Source organism: Streptosporangium sp. CA-115845, from assembly GCF_050943795.1.
Lineage (GTDB): Bacteria > Actinomycetota > Actinomycetes > Streptosporangiales > Streptosporangiaceae > Streptosporangium.
On sequence record NZ_CP191988.1, the window covers coordinates 9,449,087 to 9,466,489 of the forward strand.

Annotated in this window: 12 protein-coding genes, 1 pseudogene and 1 riboswitch; of the genes and pseudogenes, 2 read left to right on the plus strand and 11 right to left on the minus strand. The window is 67.9% G+C overall.

Annotated features, from left to right (window positions below):
• Positions 1-49: 49 nt before the first annotated feature.
• Complete coding sequence (locus tag ACQP0P_RS44840; RefSeq protein WP_433368440.1) at positions 50-364, minus strand: hypothetical protein; 315 nt, start codon at positions 362-364, stop codon at positions 50-52.
• A 131-nt stretch (positions 365-495) separates the two neighbouring features.
• On the opposite strand from ACQP0P_RS44840, the gene ACQP0P_RS44845 reads away from it, so the two are divergent.
• Positions 496-2,520: a HelD family protein gene (locus tag ACQP0P_RS44845; protein WP_433368443.1), complete on the plus strand. Its 2,025-nt coding sequence runs from the start codon at positions 496-498 to the stop codon at positions 2,518-2,520.
• Between the two features lie 38 nt (positions 2,521-2,558).
• Here the strand turns inward: ACQP0P_RS44845 and ACQP0P_RS44850 are convergent, their stop codons facing one another.
• The 10 genes and pseudogenes from ACQP0P_RS44850 to ACQP0P_RS44895 all read right to left on the minus strand — a co-directional run.
• Positions 2,559-3,560 (minus strand): cytochrome D1 domain-containing protein, encoded by a 1,002-nt coding sequence (locus ACQP0P_RS44850; RefSeq protein WP_433368446.1) that lies wholly within the window; start codon positions 3,558-3,560, stop codon positions 2,559-2,561.
• Positions 3,561-4,030: 470 nt separating this feature from the next.
• Positions 4,031-5,656: a chaperonin GroEL gene (gene groL, locus ACQP0P_RS44855; protein ID WP_350945793.1), complete on the minus strand. Its 1,626-nt coding sequence runs from the start codon at positions 5,654-5,656 to the stop codon at positions 4,031-4,033.
• Positions 5,657-6,042: 386 nt separating this feature from the next.
• Positions 6,043-6,243 (minus strand): cold-shock protein, encoded by a 201-nt coding sequence (locus ACQP0P_RS44860; RefSeq protein ID WP_012895270.1) that lies wholly within the window; start codon positions 6,241-6,243, stop codon positions 6,043-6,045.
• A gap of 358 nt (positions 6,244-6,601) precedes the next feature.
• Positions 6,602-6,877 (minus strand): MoaD/ThiS family protein, encoded by a 276-nt coding sequence (locus ACQP0P_RS44865; protein WP_433368450.1) that lies wholly within the window; start codon positions 6,875-6,877, stop codon positions 6,602-6,604.
• A gap of 22 nt (positions 6,878-6,899) precedes the next feature.
• On the minus strand, positions 6,900-8,192 hold the full coding sequence (gene thrC / locus ACQP0P_RS44870) for a threonine synthase (RefSeq protein ID WP_433368453.1): 1,293 nt from the start codon (positions 8,190-8,192) through the stop codon (positions 6,900-6,902).
• Between the two features lie 14 nt (positions 8,193-8,206).
• Positions 8,207-8,349, minus strand: a riboswitch (SAM riboswitch).
• Positions 8,350-8,558: 209 nt separating this feature from the next.
• Positions 8,559-10,073, minus strand: a complete 1,515-nt coding sequence (locus ACQP0P_RS44875) for a S1 family peptidase (protein WP_433368456.1) — start codon at positions 10,071-10,073, stop codon at positions 8,559-8,561.
• 200 nt (positions 10,074-10,273) lie between these two features.
• Positions 10,274-11,800, minus strand: coding sequence for a S1 family peptidase (locus tag ACQP0P_RS44880; RefSeq protein ID WP_433368459.1), 1,527 nt, complete (start codon positions 11,798-11,800; stop codon positions 10,274-10,276).
• Between the two features lie 198 nt (positions 11,801-11,998).
• On the minus strand, positions 11,999-12,556 hold the full coding sequence (locus ACQP0P_RS44885) for an RNA polymerase sigma factor (RefSeq protein ID WP_355629614.1): 558 nt from the start codon (positions 12,554-12,556) through the stop codon (positions 11,999-12,001).
• Positions 12,557-12,719: 163 nt separating this feature from the next.
• Positions 12,720-14,216 carry a S1 family peptidase gene (locus tag ACQP0P_RS44890; protein ID WP_433368462.1) on the minus strand — a complete coding sequence of 499 codons (1,497 nt, stop codon included), beginning with the start codon at positions 14,214-14,216 and terminating at the stop codon, positions 12,720-12,722.
• A 389-nt stretch (positions 14,217-14,605) separates the two neighbouring features.
• Positions 14,606-15,822: pseudogene (locus tag ACQP0P_RS44895) on the minus strand (RNA-guided endonuclease InsQ/TnpB family protein); the annotation flags it as partial.
• 120 nt (positions 15,823-15,942) lie between these two features.
• Here ACQP0P_RS44895 and ACQP0P_RS44900 point away from each other — a divergent pair.
• The gene (locus ACQP0P_RS44900; RefSeq protein ID WP_433368465.1) at positions 15,943-17,367 is read left to right on the plus strand and encodes an alpha,alpha-trehalose-phosphate synthase (UDP-forming); all 1,425 of its coding nucleotides are present in this window, start codon (positions 15,943-15,945) and stop codon (positions 17,365-17,367) included.
• Positions 17,368-17,403: the final 36 nt, after the last annotated feature.

Consider the following 17,403-nt stretch of genomic DNA (forward strand, 5'->3'; position numbering starts at 1 on the left):
CTGGCTTTTTCGCCATTTCACAGGAGAATGACGGAGGGTGTTAGGATGATTACCGAACGATCAGTCCGCCGACAAAGAAAACGCTTTCCGCGATCATCCACATGATCATCGCAGCGATCATCAGAGTGATAAAACGATTTTCGTCACCGCGAATCCTGGGTACCAGCCAGGCACCCGCCGTGCAACCGGCCGCGATCACCGCGAACAGGGCCGATGCCCCGGCCACCCCGTCCAGCCGAGCCACGCAGCCCGGGTCGGAGCAGAATGCCTCCGCCCCCCAGCCCGCGAACACCAAAAGCCCCCAGAGCGCGGCCAGGAGAAGATTGGCGACCGTCGGTATGACAGGGGAGATCCACATGCCCATCGGAATACCCGCGCCCGCCGCGCCCCAGTCCGGCGTCAATCCTTTTGAGACACACCGGCGCCACCGCTAAGCTGGCCCATTCGCTACCCGATGGCCACCACCTCCGTTTATCGAATGGGAGGCGCTTCAGCGTGCCCACACATCAATTGGCCCCTGACATAACCGACGATCCCGCCCGGATCCTCGCCGCCGAGCGCGAGCACCTGGCCATCTCCAGAACGGCGCTGCGCGCGATGCGCGAGCACGCCCAGTCCCTCTCCTCCGACGCCGCCGGAGACTGGGTCTCCCAGCAGATCCTGCAGGCGCTGCTGGACCAGCGGGTGGCGGCGCTCGCCGACCACTCGGGCACCCCCCTGTTCTTCGGCCGCCTCGACCGCCAGGCGGACGACGACCTTCCCGGCACGGTCTACGTCGGGCGCAGGCACGTCCACGACGAGCGCAGCCGCCCCCTGGTGATCGACTGGCGCGCCCCGGTCTCGCGGGCCTTCTACCAGGCCAGCCCGTCCGACCCGATGCGCGTCGTGTTGCGTCGCCGATTCGGCTACCAGGGCGGCGACCTGACCGCCTACGAGGACGAGCGCCTCGACTCCGGCGGCGCCGCCCTCGCCCAGAGCAGGATCCTCACCGAGGAGATCGAGCGTCCCCGTTCGGGACCGATGCGCGACATCGTCGCGACGATCCAGCCCGACCAGGACGAGATCGTCCGCTCCGAACTCGGCCGGACGGTGTGCGTCCAGGGTGCCCCCGGCACCGGGAAGACCGCCGTCGGCCTGCACCGGGCCGCCTACCTGCTCTTCACCCACCGTGAGCGGCTCGCCAGGTCGGGCGTGATGATCGTCGGCCCGAACCGGGCGTTCCTCTCCTACATCTCCTCGGTCCTGCCCGCGCTGGGCGAGGTCAAGGTCGACCAGACCACGGTCGCCGGGATCCTCGGCGACCACTCCGCGCCCGAGGACCCCGCGGTCGGCACGCTCAAGGGCGACGCGAGGATCGTCGGGGTGCTACGACGCGCCCTGTGGGCGCACGTGGTCAAGCCCACCGAGGGTGTGCTGTTCACCAAGGGGATCAACCGCTACCGGGTGGCGGACCACGAGGTCCGCGAGATCGTCGCCTCGCTCCGCGGCACCACCCGCTACGGTCCGGGGCGCGCGACGCTCGCCCAGCGGCTCGCCCACCTGGTGCTCGTCCGGATGGAGCAGCGCGGTGAGTCTCCCGACGACCGGGTGCAGGACGCGGTCGCCAGGTCCAAGCCGGTCAGGCAGCTCGTGGACGCGGTCTGGCCCAAGCTGACCCCGCAGCAGGTGCTCCATCGGCTGTTCGGCGACCCCGCCTTCCTCGCCGCCGCCGCCAAGGACGATCTCACCGCCGCCGAGCGGTCGCTGCTGCTCTGGCCCAAGCCTCCCAAGTCCTTCCGCTCGGCGAAGTGGTCGGCGGCCGACGGCGCGCTGATGGACGAGTTGGGCGACATGATCGAGCGGACCGTCCCGCTGGGCCACCTGGTCGTGGACGAGGCCCAGGACCTGTCGGCGATGCAGTTGCGCGCCCTCGGCCGGCGCTGCCGCACCGGCTCCGCCACCGTCCTGGGCGACCTCGCCCAGGGCACCACGCCCTGGTCCGCCCGGTCCTGGACCGAGGTCCTGAGTCATCTGGGCTTCGAGGACGGCGCCGTCACCGAGTTGACCCTCGGCTTCCGGGTGCCCCGCGAGGTCCTCGACTACGCGGCCAGGCTGCTGCCCTCCGTCGCCCCGGACCTGGCCGCCCCCCGGTCACTGCGCCCCGGCGCGGGCTCCCTGTCGGTGCGGCCGGCACCCGACCTGGCCGCGGCGCTGGCCCATGCCGCGCGGGAGGCACTCGCCCGCGAGGGCTCGATCGGCGTCATCGTCCCCGACGCCCTGGTGGGCGCCGCGTCCGAGGCCCTGGCCGACCTGGACCACCGGGTGCTGAGCCCCGACACCGTCGAGGACCACCGCCTCCTGGTCATCCCGGCGACCCTGGCCAAGGGCCTGGAGTACGACCACGTGATCGTGGCCGAACCCGCGGACATCGTCGACGCCGAACCCCGCGGCCTGGCCCGTCTGTATGTGGTCCTGACCAGGGCCGTCACCTCACTGACCGTCCTGCACGCCCGGGAGCTTCCCGCCCAGCTCGCCGGGTGACCGCCTGATCGGCGACTCCGGGGCGCCGATGCCGGGCGCTACGGCCCGCTCCCCGGCCCGCGCGCTCTGATCGGAGTGGTACTCCGGCGAATGTGATGCGCCGCTCTGATCCCGAAAGGATTTGTCCCGACCGGGATGACCCTGATGACCCCGTTGGTCTTGGGGTCGATCACCGTCACGCTGTCCGTGTCCAGGTTGGCCACATAGATCTGGGCACCGTCGGGGGAGATCGTGATTCCGAAAGGAGAGCCCTCGACCGAGATGGTGGTGGTGACCTTGTTGGTCTTGGCCTCGATCACCGTCACGACGTTCGGGATCAGGTTGGTCACGTAGACGTAGGCACCGTCATCGGAGACCGCGATCCTGAAAGGATGGTTACCTGCGGGAATCTCGGCGATGACCTTGTTGGTTCTCGTGTTGATCACCGACACGGTGTCGGAGTCCTGATTGGCCACATAGACACGGGGACGAGTGGGAGAGAACCTGATCCCGAACGGACTGTGGCCGACCGGGATGGTGGCGATGACCCTGTTGGTCACCATGTCGATCACCGACACGGTGTCGGAGTCCTGATTGGCCACATAGACACGGCGATAGGGAGCGGCGGCGAGTCTGAAGGGGCTGTGGCCGACCGGGATGATGGCGATGACCCTGTTGCTCCTCGTGTCGATCACCGACACGACGTTCGCCTGCACATCGGTCACGTAGACGCGGGTGCCTCCGTAGGAGACGTCGACCCCGACGGGGTGGCCGTCGATGGGGATGGTGGCACTGACCTTGTTGCTCCTCGTGTCGATCACCGACACGTTGTCCGACTGCGCGTTGGTCACGTAGACATGTGCGTTGTCGGGGGCGACCGCCACCCCGATGGGGTTCTCACCGACGGTGATGGTGGCGGTGACCTTGTTGGTCGTCGTGTCGATCACCGACACGGTGTTCGACTGTGAGTTGGCCACGTAAACGACGTTCTCCGGCGGCGTGGTCGCCACAACCGTGGCCGTCGGCACCGCCGGTCCGGCCACGATGACCAGCGCCACCACGGCTGAACGGACGCGCGACCGCCACCCACCTCTCTGTAACCGACCGGGCGATTTCCAGTGGTTATGCTCCATCGTTCCCCTCGCATACCGCCGTACCACCAAGAACCCGTCGCTACAGCAAGGACTTCGTTCTATGGCCGCACGGCAGCGTGTCCCGGAAACGACACACCGGCTTGAACTCTTGTTCCGCCCGCCTTGTCCATTTATTGCTTGATAGCACCGAAGCCGGCCGGACGGCATGGATGTGATCGCGGACCCCCGGCCCTGCTCGGTCCCGGCTTTTCGAGGCCCCCTTCCCGCCCGCGACTCCGCACGGGCCGGCCGCCGGATCGAACGCCACAGCTCGTAGCCTCTCCGGCGGCGCCGCCCCCGTCAAAGACGTACGACGACAGACAACGCCTCGGGGAGACACGCAAAAGAGGCGACCCCGAGATCCCGGGGTCGCCTCTTTTACCTGAAAGCGGTTGGACTTAGAAGTCCATGTCGCCGCCGCCGGGCATGGCGGGGGCGGCCGCGGCCTTCTCGGGCTTCTCGGCGATGACGGCCTCGGTGGTGAGGAACAGCGCCGCGATGGACGCCGCGTTCTGCAGGGCGGAACGCGTCACCTTGGCCGGGTCGATGATGCCCGTCTCGAACAGGTTGACGTACTCGCCGGTGGCGGCGTTGAGGCCCTCACCCGCGGGAAGGTTGCGCACCTTCTCCACCACGACGCCACCCTCAAGGCCGGCGTTGACGGCGATCTGCTTCAGCGGCTCCTCAAGGGCCTTCTTGACGATCGCGGCACCGGTGGCCTCGTCGCCGGAGAGCTCCAGCTTGTCGAACGCCTTGGCGCCGGCCTGCAGCAGCGCCACGCCACCGCCGGGGACGATGCCCTCCTCGACGGCCGCCTTCGCGTTGCGAACGGCGTCCTCGATGCGGTGCTTGCGCTCCTTGAGCTCGACCTCGGTCGCCGCGCCGGCCTTGATGACGGCCACGCCGCCGGCCAGCTTGGCGAGACGCTCCTGGAGCTTCTCGCGGTCGTAGTCGGAGTCGGTGTTGTCGATCTCGGCGCGGATCTGGTTGACCCGACCGGCGATCTGCTCGGCGTCGCCGGCACCGTCGACGATGGTGGTCTCGTCCTTGGTGACGATGACCTGACGGGCACGGCCGAGCTGGTCCAGGGTGGTGGACTCCAGCTTGAGGCCGAGGTCCTCGCTGATGACCTGGGCACCGGTCAGGATGCCGATGTCGCCCAGCATGGCCTTGCGGCGGTCACCGAAGCCGGGCGCCTTGACGGCGACCGAGCGGAACAGACCGCGGATCTTGTTGACGACCAGGGTGGCCAGGGCCTCGCCCTCGACGTCCTCGGCGATGATCAGCAGCGGCTTGCCGGCCTGCACGACCTTGTCGAGAACCGGGAGCAGGTCCTTGTTGGCGGACACCTTGGAGTTGACGACCAGGATGTACGGGTCGTCGAGGACGGCCTCCATACGCTCCGGGTCGGTCACGAAGTACATCGAGGTGAGGCCCTTGTCGAAGCGCATGCCCTCGGTGAGCTCAAGCTCAAGGCCGAAGGTGTTGCTCTCCTCGACGGTGATGACGCCTTCCTTGCCGACCTTGTCCATCGCCTCGGCGATCATCTCGCCGATCTGCGGGTCACCCGCGGAGATGGAAGCGGTGGAGGCGATCTGCGCCTTCGTCTCCACGTCCTTGGCCAGCTTGGACAGCTCCTCCGACACGCGCTCGACGGCGGCCTCGATGCCCTTCTTCAGGGACATCGGGTTGGCGCCGGCGGCGACGTTGCGGAGACCCTCGCGTACGAGAGCCTGAGCGAGCACGGTGGCGGTGGTGGTGCCGTCACCCGCGACGTCATCGGTCTTCTTGGCGACCTCCTTGACGAGCTCGGCCCCGATCTTCTCCCACGGGTCCTCGAGCTCGATCTCCTTCGCAATGGAGACACCATCGTTGGTGATGGTGGGGGCGCCCCACTTCTTCTCCAGCACGACATTGCGGCCCTTGGGGCCGAGGGTCACCTTAACGGCGTCCGCGAGCTGGTTCATGCCACGCTCGAGACCGCGCCGGGCGTCCTCGTTAAACGCGATCATCTTGGCTGCCATACGGCTAGACCTCCCAGAGACAGGGTGGCTTGCACCGGACCGAGCCGACGCCCGCGACGGCATGCGGGCCCACGACTCCGTTCGGTGGGCCCCATCGCCTCGATCCAGGGTTGGCACTCTCTATGCGTGAGTGCCAACAATGTGTTTAGCACTCTACCTTGTCGAGTGCAAGCCACGATCCCTTGACCTGCGCCGTGCCCGGCGCGGACATCCGCTCCGTGCCACGTCAGCGCATGCTCCGCGTCATGCGGGTGTGTGTTCCGCGCAAAGCGAAGGCCCGGCTCGCCGATTGGGCAGGCGAGCCGGACCTAGGTGGTGCGGATCCAGCGGACTGCGCTGCCGCGGGGTCCGCCGACCCCTCCCCGCGGGTTCACGGGACGGCCATGTCAGACCGCCCGGACGGACTCCGCCTGGGGACCCTTCTGACCCTGGGTGATCTCGAACTCGACTCGCTGGCCCTGCTCGAGTGCACGGTAGCCATCCATCATGATCGCGGAGTAATGGACGAACACATCCTTACCACCGTCTACCGCGATGAAGCCGTAGCCCTTGTCCGCGTTGAACCATTTGACGGTGCCCTGCGCCACTTGCGACTCCTCTTACTGGACTTAAGGACGACGCCCATTCCTCGCGCGAGGTCCTCAATCTCCGGGGCGGACTTCGCCACATCGATCGCCCTCGACCATACCTGTGGGAACCGGTAGGGCAACAGAGTCAAGCACCAAACCGGCTCTTTACAAGAGCATTTAGTACGAGAACATAGTTTGACTATCACTATTAGTTAGTTAAAGATTACATTATCTTTCCCCACCGCGAATACCGGTTTACGCCACAAAGCAGGACACCCGCACGCGGCCGAAGCCGGGCGGGTGTCATGGAGAAGGTGTCGCGAGCGCTCCGGAAGGTGAGGCGGGCGCGACCGGCGCAGCGCGGGCGGGGCGGGACTCAGCCCCCGGCGACCGCCGGGATGACGGAGATCTGGACGCCGGAGGGCGTGGCCGTGTCGAGGTTGTCGGCGAAGCGGACATCCTCATCTCCGACATAGACGTTGACAAAACGGCGAATCTTACCCGTTTCATCAAGAATTCGGGCGCCGATCCCCGGGAAGTCCGCGTCAAGCTTCTGGAGGACGTCGCGCAGGGTCTCACCCTCTCCGCTCACCTCGGCAGCACCATCGGTGTAAGTCCGGAGAATCGTCGGAATCCGCACAGAAACGCTCATAGTTCAGTACCTTTCATGATTTCTAGGCGATTGCCGCACGGAATGCGTCAAGAGAGGGGCGGATCACAGCGGTGGGGCGCGCCTCGGCGGCCACCGCGTCGAGGGTCTTGAGACCGTCGCCGGTGTTGAGAACCACGGTCTCCGCCTCCGGGTCGAGCCTCCCCGCCGCGACCAGCTTGCGGAGCACGCCGACGGTGACACCTCCGGCGGTCTCGGCGAAGATGCCCTCGGTCCTGGCCAGCAACCGGATCGCGTCGACGATCTCGGGGTCGGTGACGTCCTCGACCGCGCCGCCGGTGCGTCGGGCGATGTCCAGCACGTACGGGCCGTCGGCGGGGTTGCCGATCGCCAGCGACTTGGCGATCGTGTCCGGCTTCACCGGGCGGATCACGTCGTGGCCCGCCTTGTAGGCGGCGGAGACCGGGGAGCACCCCTCGGCCTGGGCCGCAAAGATCTTGTACGGCCTGTCCTCGACGAGACCGAGCTCGATCAGCTCCTTGAAACCCTTGTCGATCTTCGTGAGCTGGGAGCCCGACGCGACCGGCACGACGATCTGGTCGGGAACGCGCCAGCCGAGCTGCTCGGCGATCTCGTACGCCAGCGTCTTGGAGCCCTCGGCGTAGTACGGCCGGAGGTTGACGTTGACGAAGCCCCACTTCTCGCCCAGCTCGTCGCCGATGAGCTCCGAGCAGAAGCGGTTCACATCGTCGTAGGTGCCCTCGATGCCGATGAGCCTGCCCCCGTACACGGAGGCCATGACGACCTTGGCCTGCTCCAGGTCCGCGGGGATGAACACGCAGGCGTCCAGCCCGGCCCGCGCGGCGGCGGCGGCAGCGGCACCGGCCAGGTTGCCGGTGGAGGAGCAGGAGAGGGTGTGGAAGCCGAAGTTACGGGCCGCCTCGACGGCGATGGCCACCACACGGTCCTTGAAAGAGTGCGTGGGGTTGCCGGAGTCGTCCTTCACGTGCAGCGAGCGCATGCCCAGCTCACGGGCGAGGTTGCCGGCGTTGACGAGCCTGGTCCAGCCGGGCTCCATGTTGGGCTTGGCGGCCACGTCGGCGGGGACGGGCAGCAACGAGCGGTAACGCCAGATGTTGGCCGGCCCCTCGGCGATCTGCTCCCGGGTCACCCGCCCGAAGTCGTAGGCGATCTCAAGGGGCCCGAAACATTCGGCACAGGCGAAGCTCGGGCCAAGGTCGTAGCGGGTACCGCACTCGCGACAGGACAGGGCCACGGCGGGGCCGAAGGGCTGGTTTTGCGTGTCTTCGACACGACCAAGCGAGGCGGTGGTGTTCTCAGTGGTTGCGAGCGCCATGAAGCGAGGCCTTTCCCTCATCTTCGTCTGCGGACCACCCTGGTCACAGACCGGAATTGGCACCTGTCCCGGCCGACCTCGTGTCGATCACGAGTCTTGAACCGGGATGGTTGCCGGGGCTTCGCAGGGCCGATCCCTCCACCCCTCTGGATGAGCAAATATTCAGTTGGAAACCTGACACGCAGGTCTTAAGCACTCTACATCGCCGTACCGCCGCCCCGGCCACTTGTCTCACTCTGCGAGACATGACGTGTTACCTGCCGGACAGAGCGCCCCGGCCCCGGGAGGCGCGCCGCCGCTGCCGGCAGGCACCGCGTCGCGGTGGACGTCCCGTGAAACCTCCCGCGCCAGACCGTGGCAGGCAGGTCAGGGTGCCTTGGCTCTCAGCGTGTAGGGGCTGGAGCCGCTCACCGAGACCACCCGGTAGCGGTAGAAGCCGGGCGGGCCGGTGTAGCTGATCTGCTCGTCGGAACCCGCGCCGTCGGAGGTGGCGACGGTGGCCCAGCTCGACCGTTGCCATCTTTGGAGGTAGAGGTCGAAGTCGACGCCGTCACCGCCGTCCAGGCAGGCGGAGTGCGTACCGGCGACGGCGGCCCGGTAGTACCGGCTCGGCTGGGAGACGGACTGGCCGTTGTTCAGCATGCCGGTGTAGACCTTCGGATAGCCGGTGCAGACCGCCGGAGCGGACGGGACGCCGCCTGGTGGGGTGGCGACGCCGCCGGTCAGCAGGGTCAGGTCGTAGGCGGTGAGGATCTCGTCGAGCGGCTGGAAGTAGGTGACACCCCCCGAGGTGCAGTTGCCGGAGCCGCCGGAGGTGACCCCCTGGGCCTGGTCCACCGAGATGAACGAGCCACCCGAGTCACCCGGCTCGGCGCAGACACTGGTACGAGTCAGGCCGTGGATGGTGCCCTGGGGGTAGGTGACACTGGCGCTGAGCTGCCGGACGAGGCCGCAGTGCCAGTCGGTGGTGGAGCCAGACCGGCAGATCGAGGCCCCCTCCAGGGCCGGCCTGGAGCCCGCGACGGGCACGGTACCGCCACTGCCGTCGCCCACCACCGGCTTGGGCGTCCAGCCGGCGTTCACCGCGACCCAGGCATAGTCGTTCTCGGGAAAGGACGACGCCCGGAAGACCCCCTGGGGCACCCGGTTGAAACCGGTGGTGGCATCACCCGTCTTACCGCAGTGACCGGCACTGACGAAACCCGCCTGGGCCCCGCGCATCACCGAGAAACCGACGGAGCAACGATTCGAAGTGCCGATGTAGTAGGCGTCGCCGCCCTGCACGTCAGTGAGGAGCCGGGGCCGCTCGGTGGACGGCACCACCTTCACCACACTTGAGTCGGCCCCCACGGCCTCCACGAGATCCTCGGTTGCCAGAGGGCTCTTCGACAGGATGACGATCCTGTTGTTCCTGGCGTCGACGAAGCGCACATCGCCCCCTCCGCCTTTTCCCGGCAGGTCCACGTTAAGGTCACTGATCAGCCCGGCGAGTTCGGTCAGCGACCGTTTGACGAGTTCGGCTCTGGCGCCCGCCGCGACGATCGTGGGGAGGTCGGCGGGGTCGGTGGTGGCCACCACGAGAGTCTGCGAAATGGTTCCCATCAGCCACGAGCCGCCGAAACGGTCGCCGAGCGCCTCGCGGAGGTCTGCCTCGATCCCCGACATACGGATCTCGTTGGCCAGACGTGCCTGCACCTGTTCCCTGGTCAGGCCCAGGTCGCGTTGGAGCGCCTCCAGCATGCCCGACGGCGGTTTCCAGGCGGACGCGGTGACCGGAACGTCCTGCGCCCGGGAGTCGGCGGCGACGGCCGGCACGCCCGTCAGGGTGAGCGCGGTGACCGCCAGCACGCAGCCCATGGCGACGACATGTCTGCGGGACATGGATCTCTCCTCGACCTCGGCTCTCACAGCAGGAGGGGGAGAACGCCGCACACCACAGATCGATCATGCGATACGGGCAACGCCACCCTAATCCAGCCGTTGCCTCCAAGGCCTCAAACGCCACACGCCACGCGGCAGACGATTTGAGGCCGTTCGGCGGCACGCCGGCCGGAGCCGGAGCGAGGACCGTGGCAGGCAGGTCAGGGTGCCTTGGCTCTCAGCGTGTAGGGGCTGGAGCCGCTCACCGAGACCACCCAGTAGCGGTAGAAGCCGGGCGGGCCGGTGTAGCTGATCTGCTCGTCGGAACCCGCGCCGTCGGAGGTGGCGACGGTGGCCCAGCTCGACCGTTGCCATCTTTGGAGGTAGAGGTCGAAGTCGACGCCGTCACCGCCGTCCAGGCAGGCGGAGTGCGTACCGGCGACGGCGGCCCGGTAGTACCGGCTCGGCTGGGAGACGGACTGGCCGTTGTTCAGCGTGCCGGTGTAGGTCTTCGGGTAGCCGTTGCAGTCCTGCTTGCCCGATGGAGCGGCGCCCGGGGAGATGTCACCCGACGAGGTGGCGGTGCTGTCGGTCAGCAGGGTCAGGTCGTAGGCGGTGAGGATCTCGTCGAGCGGCTGGAAGTAGGTGACACCACCCGTGGTGCAGTCCCCGGAGCCGCCGGAGGTGACCCCCTGGGCCTGGTCCACCGAGATGAACGAGCCACCCGAGTCACCCGGCTCGGCGCAGACACTGGTACGGCCCAGGCCGTGGATGGTGCCCTGGGGGTAGGTGACACTGGCGCTGAGCTGCCGGACGAGGCCACAGTGCCAGTCGGTGGTGGAGCCGGACCGGCAGATCGAGGCCCCCTCCAGGGCCGGCCTGGAGCCCGCGACGGGCACGGTGCCGCCGACGCCGTTGCTCACCACCGGCTTGGGCGTCCAGCCGGCGTTCACCGCGACCCAGGCATAGTCGTTCTCGGGAAAGGACGACGCCCGGAAGACCCCCTGGGGCACCCGGTTGAAACCGGTGGTGGCATCACCCGTCTTACCGCAGTGACCGGCACTGACGAAACCCGCCTGGGCCCCGCGCATCACCGAGAAACCGACGGAGCAACGACTCGCGACACCGACGTAGTAGGCGTCGCCGCCCTGCACGTCAGTGAGGAGCCGGGGCCGCTCGGTGGATGGCACCACCTTCACCGCCTCCGTGTCGAGGCCGGCGGCCTCGATGAGATCCTCCGCGACCAACGGCTCCGACGACAGCACGACGACCCTGTTGTTCCTCGCGTCGACATAGCGGACACTTCCCTCGTTCTTGGCGCCGGGTACCGACTGGTCGAGGCCGTTTATGTGCCTGTCGAGTTCCGCCAGCGACCGCTTGACGACCTCGGCCCGGGCGCCCGCCGCGATGATGTGGGGGATGTCGGCCTCGTCGGTGGTGGCCACCACGAGGGTCTGCGCGATGGTTCCCATCAGCCATGAGCCGCCGAAACGGTCACCGAGTCTCGCACGGAGCTCCGCCGCCACTCCCGTCAGGCGTGCCTCGTTGAGCAGGCGTGCCTGGGCCTGTTCCCTGGTCAGGCCCAGGTCGCGTTGGAGCGCCTCCAGCATGCCCGACGGCGGTTTCCAGGCGGACGCGGTGACCGGAACACCCGTCCCCCTCGGTCCGGCCGCGGCCGGCACGCCCGTCAGGGGGAGCACGGTGACCGCCAGCACGCAGCCCATGGCGACGACATGTCTGCGGGACATGGATCTCTCCTCGACCTCGGCTCTCACAGCAAGAGGGGGAGAACGCCGCACACCACAGATCGATCATGCGATACGGGCAACGCCACCCTAATCCAGCCGTTGCCTCCAAGGCCTCAAACGCCACACGCCACGCGGCAGACGATTTCGAGCGGATCTCGCCTCACCCTCGCGAGGGGCGAACCCCCGGACCCGCCGAGATCAGAAGCCGTAGGCGTCGCCCAGAGCGCCCTGGACGTACTTGCGCGCCTGGTGAATGCGGGACTTGGCGGTGCCCAGCGGGATGCGGAGCTGCTCGGCCACCTCGTTGTAGTCGAGCTGGCAGATGTCGCGCAGCACCAGTGCCTGGGCGAGGTCGGGCTTCTCCGCTTCCAAAGCCTCCATCACGTCGAGCAGGTCCAGCCGGGACCCGGCGATCACGCTCACCCTGGCGACGTCCGGCTTCTGCAGCGGCAACTCGTCCGAACTCTGCTCCGCGGCGCGACGCTTCAGCGAACGGTAGGTGGTCCTGGCGCAGTTGGCGGTCACGATGTGCAGCCAGGTGCTGAACTTGGCGCGCCCCTCGAAGCGACCGATGTTGCGTGCCACCGCCAGCAGGGTGTCCTGGCAGGCCTCCTCCGCGTCCTGCCGGAAGGGCAGGATGCGCCCGCAGTGCCGGAGCACCGCGGGCTCGATACGCTTCAGCAACTCGCCGAGCGCGCGGTGGTCACCTTGGGCGGCCGCCCGGGCCAGCTCCTCGGTCGTCTCGTCCAGCGCCATCACGAGCCCCCATCAGCGGTCACGGTCGCTGGACATCCTACGGTCGGGGATCCCCGTTGCCGACCTTCGGCTTCGTTACAAAAGTCGACAAACCCGAAATATGCTGATCTTCAGCCTTATATGTGCCCTCGGGAGGAGTCCTCCGGGAACACCGGACCGGTCGTCAAGGCGTCGTGAACCCCAGGGTGTAGGGGCTGGAGCCGCTCACCGAGACCACCCGGTAGCGGTAGGCACCGGCCGTGCCGGTGTAGCTGATCTGCTCGTCGGGACCCGAGCTGTCCGAGGCGGCGACGGTGCCCCAGCTGGTCCCCTTCCACTTCTCGAGGTAGAGGTCGAGATCGACGCCGTCGTCCCCGTCCAGGCAGCCATGGTGCTGGCCGGTGACGGTCGCCCGGTAGTAGCCGGTGCTCGGCCGGTAGGCGACCTGACCGCTCTCCAGACTACCGACGTAGATCTTCGGGTAGCCGGTGCAGGTGCCCGTGCTCGGCGAGGTGATCGCGTCGGTCACCAGGGTCAGGTCGTAGGCGGTGAGGATCTCGTTGATCGGCTGGAAGTAGGTGACACCCCCCGTGGTGCAGTCGCCGGAGCCACCGGAGGCGACTCCCTGGGCCTGGTCCACGGAGATGAACGAGCCACCCGAGTCGCCCGGCTCGGCGCAGACGTTCGTGCGGGTCAGCCCGGAGACCACACCCTGGGGGTAGGTGATGCTGGTGTCGCGCTGCAGGATGACCCCGCAGTGCCAGTCGGTGGTGGAACCGGACCGGCAGACCGAGGCCCCCTCGACGGCCACCTTGGAGCCGATGACGGACACGGTGCCGCCGATGCCGTTGCTGACCGCCGGCTTGGGCATCCAGTTGTGGTTCACCGCGACCCAGGCGTAGTCGCTGCCCGGGAAGACAGATGCCTGGAAGGTCCCCTGGGGCACCCGGTTGAAACCGGTGGTGGCATCACCCGTCCTACCGCAGTGACCGGCACTGACGAACCCCGCCTGGGCTTCGTGGGTCACCGAGAAACCGATCGAGCAGCGGCTCGCGACACCGACGTAGTAGGCATCGCCGCCCTGTACGTCGTGGAGCGGCTGGGGTTGCTCGGTGGACGACACCACGCTCACCGCGTCCGTGTCCACATTCGCGTTCTTGATGAGGTTATCGGCCACCGTGGGTTGCGCGGACAGGACGACCACCTTGTTCCTCTTCGCATCGACGTAGCGCACGCCCGCCACACGTGGCTTGGCGGGCAACAGGGCATCGACCTTCTCCTTGATCAGGAGGAGTTCCACCATCGACCGGGGGACGATCTCGGCCCGGGCGCCCGCCGCGATGATGTGGGGGATGTCGGCCTCGTCGGTGGTGGCCACCACGAGGGTCTGCGAAGTGGCTCCCACCAGCCATGAGCCGCCAAAACGGTCGGCGAGCCTCCTGCGGAGCTGCGTCGCGACCGGAACCATGCGAGCCTCGTTGAGCAGCCGCGCCTGGGCCTGCCGCCTGGTCAGTCCCAGATCGCGTTGGAACGCCTCCAGCATGCCCGACGGCGGCTTCCGGACGGATGTGATGACCGGAACACTCTTCGTCCGGGGTCTGGCGGCGGCCGGCACGCCCGTCAGGGTGAGCGCGGTGATCACCAGCACGCAGCCCGTGACGACGGCATGTCTGCGGGACATGATTCCCTCCTCGACCTCGGCTTTCACAGCAAGAGGGGGAGAGCGCCCCGCGGGCAACGCCACCCTAATCCAGCCGTTGCCCCTAAGCCCCCAAAAGCCACACGCCACGCGGGCGCCCCTTGGAACGCCCCGGGCCGGGTTCCCCGTCTTCCCAACCGGCGCCATCAGGGGGGCCGCGCTTCCGATCCATCACCGAAAAGTCATGAAACCGGGACGCACTAACTGAGCTACCGACAAGAGCTGACACACTCAAATGAACGCCATTCTTCCTTGGCCTGAAGAGCAGGGCATCCCGGCCGGGCGCCGGTTAATCTTCTGGACAAGCGTGTCCCTAGCCAGTGAAGGGATCTGTTGACTTCCTCCCCTCCCTGAAGGGAGGGGATTCCCACGGTCGCCCGTGAGGGTTCCTGCTTCACCGCCGGCTGCCCGCCAGGAGGAATCTCCCTTGAGGTCTTACACCGGCTCCACAGGCGTTTCACCTCTCCGCCAGCCCGGCGGCGAGGATGTTCTTGGCGGCGTTGACGTCCCGGTCGTGGACGGCGCCGCAGGCACACACCCACTCGCGAACACCCAACGGCATGGACCGCTGGAGGGCGCCACAGGCCGAGCACAACTTCGAGGAGGGAAACCACCGGTCCACGACCAGGAGTTCCCGCCCGTACCACTGCGCTTTGTACCCCAGCATGGACCGCAGTTCCCGCCAGGAGGCGTCCGAGATCGCGCGGGCCAGACTGTGGTTTTTCACCATGTTGCGCACCGTGAGGTCTTCGATCGCGATCACTTGGTTCTCGCGGACGATCGAGGTGGTGACCTTGTGCAGGAAGTCGCGGCGGCGGTCGGCGATCCGGGCGTGCGCCCGCGCCACCGTGAGCTTGGCCTTGACCCGGTTCGCCGAACCTTTCTCCTTGCGGGCCAGGCTTCGCTGAGCCTTGGCGAGCCTACGCCGGTCGGCCCGCTCATGACGCGGGTTGGTGACCTTGCCGTCGGCGTCGGTCACGCCCGGGATCGGCCGCGACAGGGTGACCAAGGAGGTGATCCCGGCATCCACCCCGACCATGTCACCGGTCGGGGTCAGCGGGCGGATGCGGTCCTCACACAGGATCGACACGAACCAGCGCCCCGCCGCGTCCTTCGACACCGTCACCGTGGACGGCTCCGCGCCCTCGGGCAGCGGACGCGACCACACGATGTTCAGTGGCGCGGTCATCTTCGCCAGGGTGATCCGCCCGTTTCGGTAGGTGAACGCCGAGCGGGTGTATTCGGCGCTGAGCCGGGACTTCTTCTTGGACTTGAACGTCGGGTACTTGGCGCGTTTGGCGAAGAAGTTCGTGAACGCCGCCTGCAGGTGGCGCAGTGCCTGCTGGAGCGGCACCGACGACACCTCGTTCAGGAAGCCGAGATCATCGGTGCGCTTCCACTCGGTGAGCGCCGCCGAGGACTGCACGTAGGAGACCTTGCGGCCTTCCAGCGTGTAGGCGCGGGTGCGTTCTTCGAGGGCTTTGTTGTAGACGAGGCGCACGCAGCCGAACGTCCGGGCGAGCTCTTCGGCCTGCTCGGGGGTCGGGTGGCAGCGGAACTTGAAGGCCCGCTTCACGATCTGCGCCATGTCTCACGTTCTACCACCAGATCAGTTAAGTGCGAACGCGAGTTCGATTCACATCCGTGCGGCCCCGTGCCGCGTTTCCTCCCCCGCCTGAAGGCAGGGGTCTCCACACTGGAGGATTTGATGAACGCGATCCTCGTGGCCTCCAACCGCGGTCCCGTCTCCTTCACCCTCTCCGAGGACGGCTCCCTGTCCATGCGCAGGGGAGGGGGCGGCCTGGTGTCGGGCCTGTCGGAGGTCGCGAAGGACCTCGACGTCCTCTGGGTCTGCGCTGCGCTGTCCGACGGCGACCGCGGAGCGGTGCGGCTGGCGCCCGGCGGCCGCCTCGACCGGGCGGGCTACGAGACCGGGGCGCTGCGCATGCTTGACATCCCCCCGGCGACCTTCCACCGCGCGTACAACGCGGTCGCCAACTCCACGCTCTGGTTCGTCCACCATCTGCTGTACGACACCCCCAACAGACCGCATTTCGACGCCAGGTTCCGCAGGGAGTGGGAGTCCTACCGGGCGTACAACGAGACGTTCGCGACGGCGCTGGCCGAGGATGCCCCGCACGGGGCGCGGGTGATGGTGCAGGACTACCACCTGAGCCTGGTTCCGGCCATGCTCCGGGGGGAACGGCCCGACCTGCGGGTAGCCCACTTCTCGCACACCCCGTGGGCCCCGCCCGAATACTTCAGCCTGCTCCCCGACGACGTCGCGACCGAGGTCCTGGAGGGCATCCTGGGCGCCGACCACGCGGGTTTCCTGACCGCCCGCTGGGGCGAGGCGTTCATGGACTGCTGCGAGACCGTGCTCGGCGCCCGGGTCGAGCGCGCGAGCCGTACGGTCACGCACGAGGGCAGGACCACCCGGGTCGGCACGCACAGCCTGGGCGTGGACGGCAAGGCACTCTGGGCACGGGCCTCCGAGCCCGACGTGGAGTCGCACATGGCCGCGCTCCGCGCCCAGGTGGGCGACCGCAGGCTGATCGTGCGGATCGACAGGACGGAGCTGTCGAAGAACATCGTCAGGGGTCTGGTCGCCTACCGGGAGTTCCTCTCGGCCCACCCGGAGTGGCACGGCCGGGTCACCCACCTCGCCTTCGCCTACCCGTCCCGGCACGACCTGCCCGAGTACCGCGAGTACACCGCGGCGGTGCAGCGCTGTGCCAAGGAGATCGAGGACGAGTACGCCACCGAGGACTGGGACCCGCTGATCCTCAACGTCGACGACGACTACCCGCGCTCGCTCGCCGCCTACCGGCTGGCCGACGTGCTGCTGGTCAACCCGATCCGCGACGGCATGAACCTGGTGGCCAAGGAGGGGCCGATCCTGTCGCCGGGCAGCGCGCTGGTGCTGTCGCGAGAGGCGGGCGCCGCCGCCGAGCTGGGCGAGCACGCGGTGACCGTCAATCCCTACGACGTCTCGGCCACGGCCGCCGCGCTACACGAGGGGCTGACGATGCCCGAGGCCGAGCGTGCCAGGAGGGGCGCCCTGCTGGCCACGGCGGCGACCGCGCTTCCGCCGCACCGGTGGTTCGCCGAGCAGCTCGACGCTCTCGGATAAGGACAGGAAGCTTCGGACCCTCGTGAGATAGTTTTC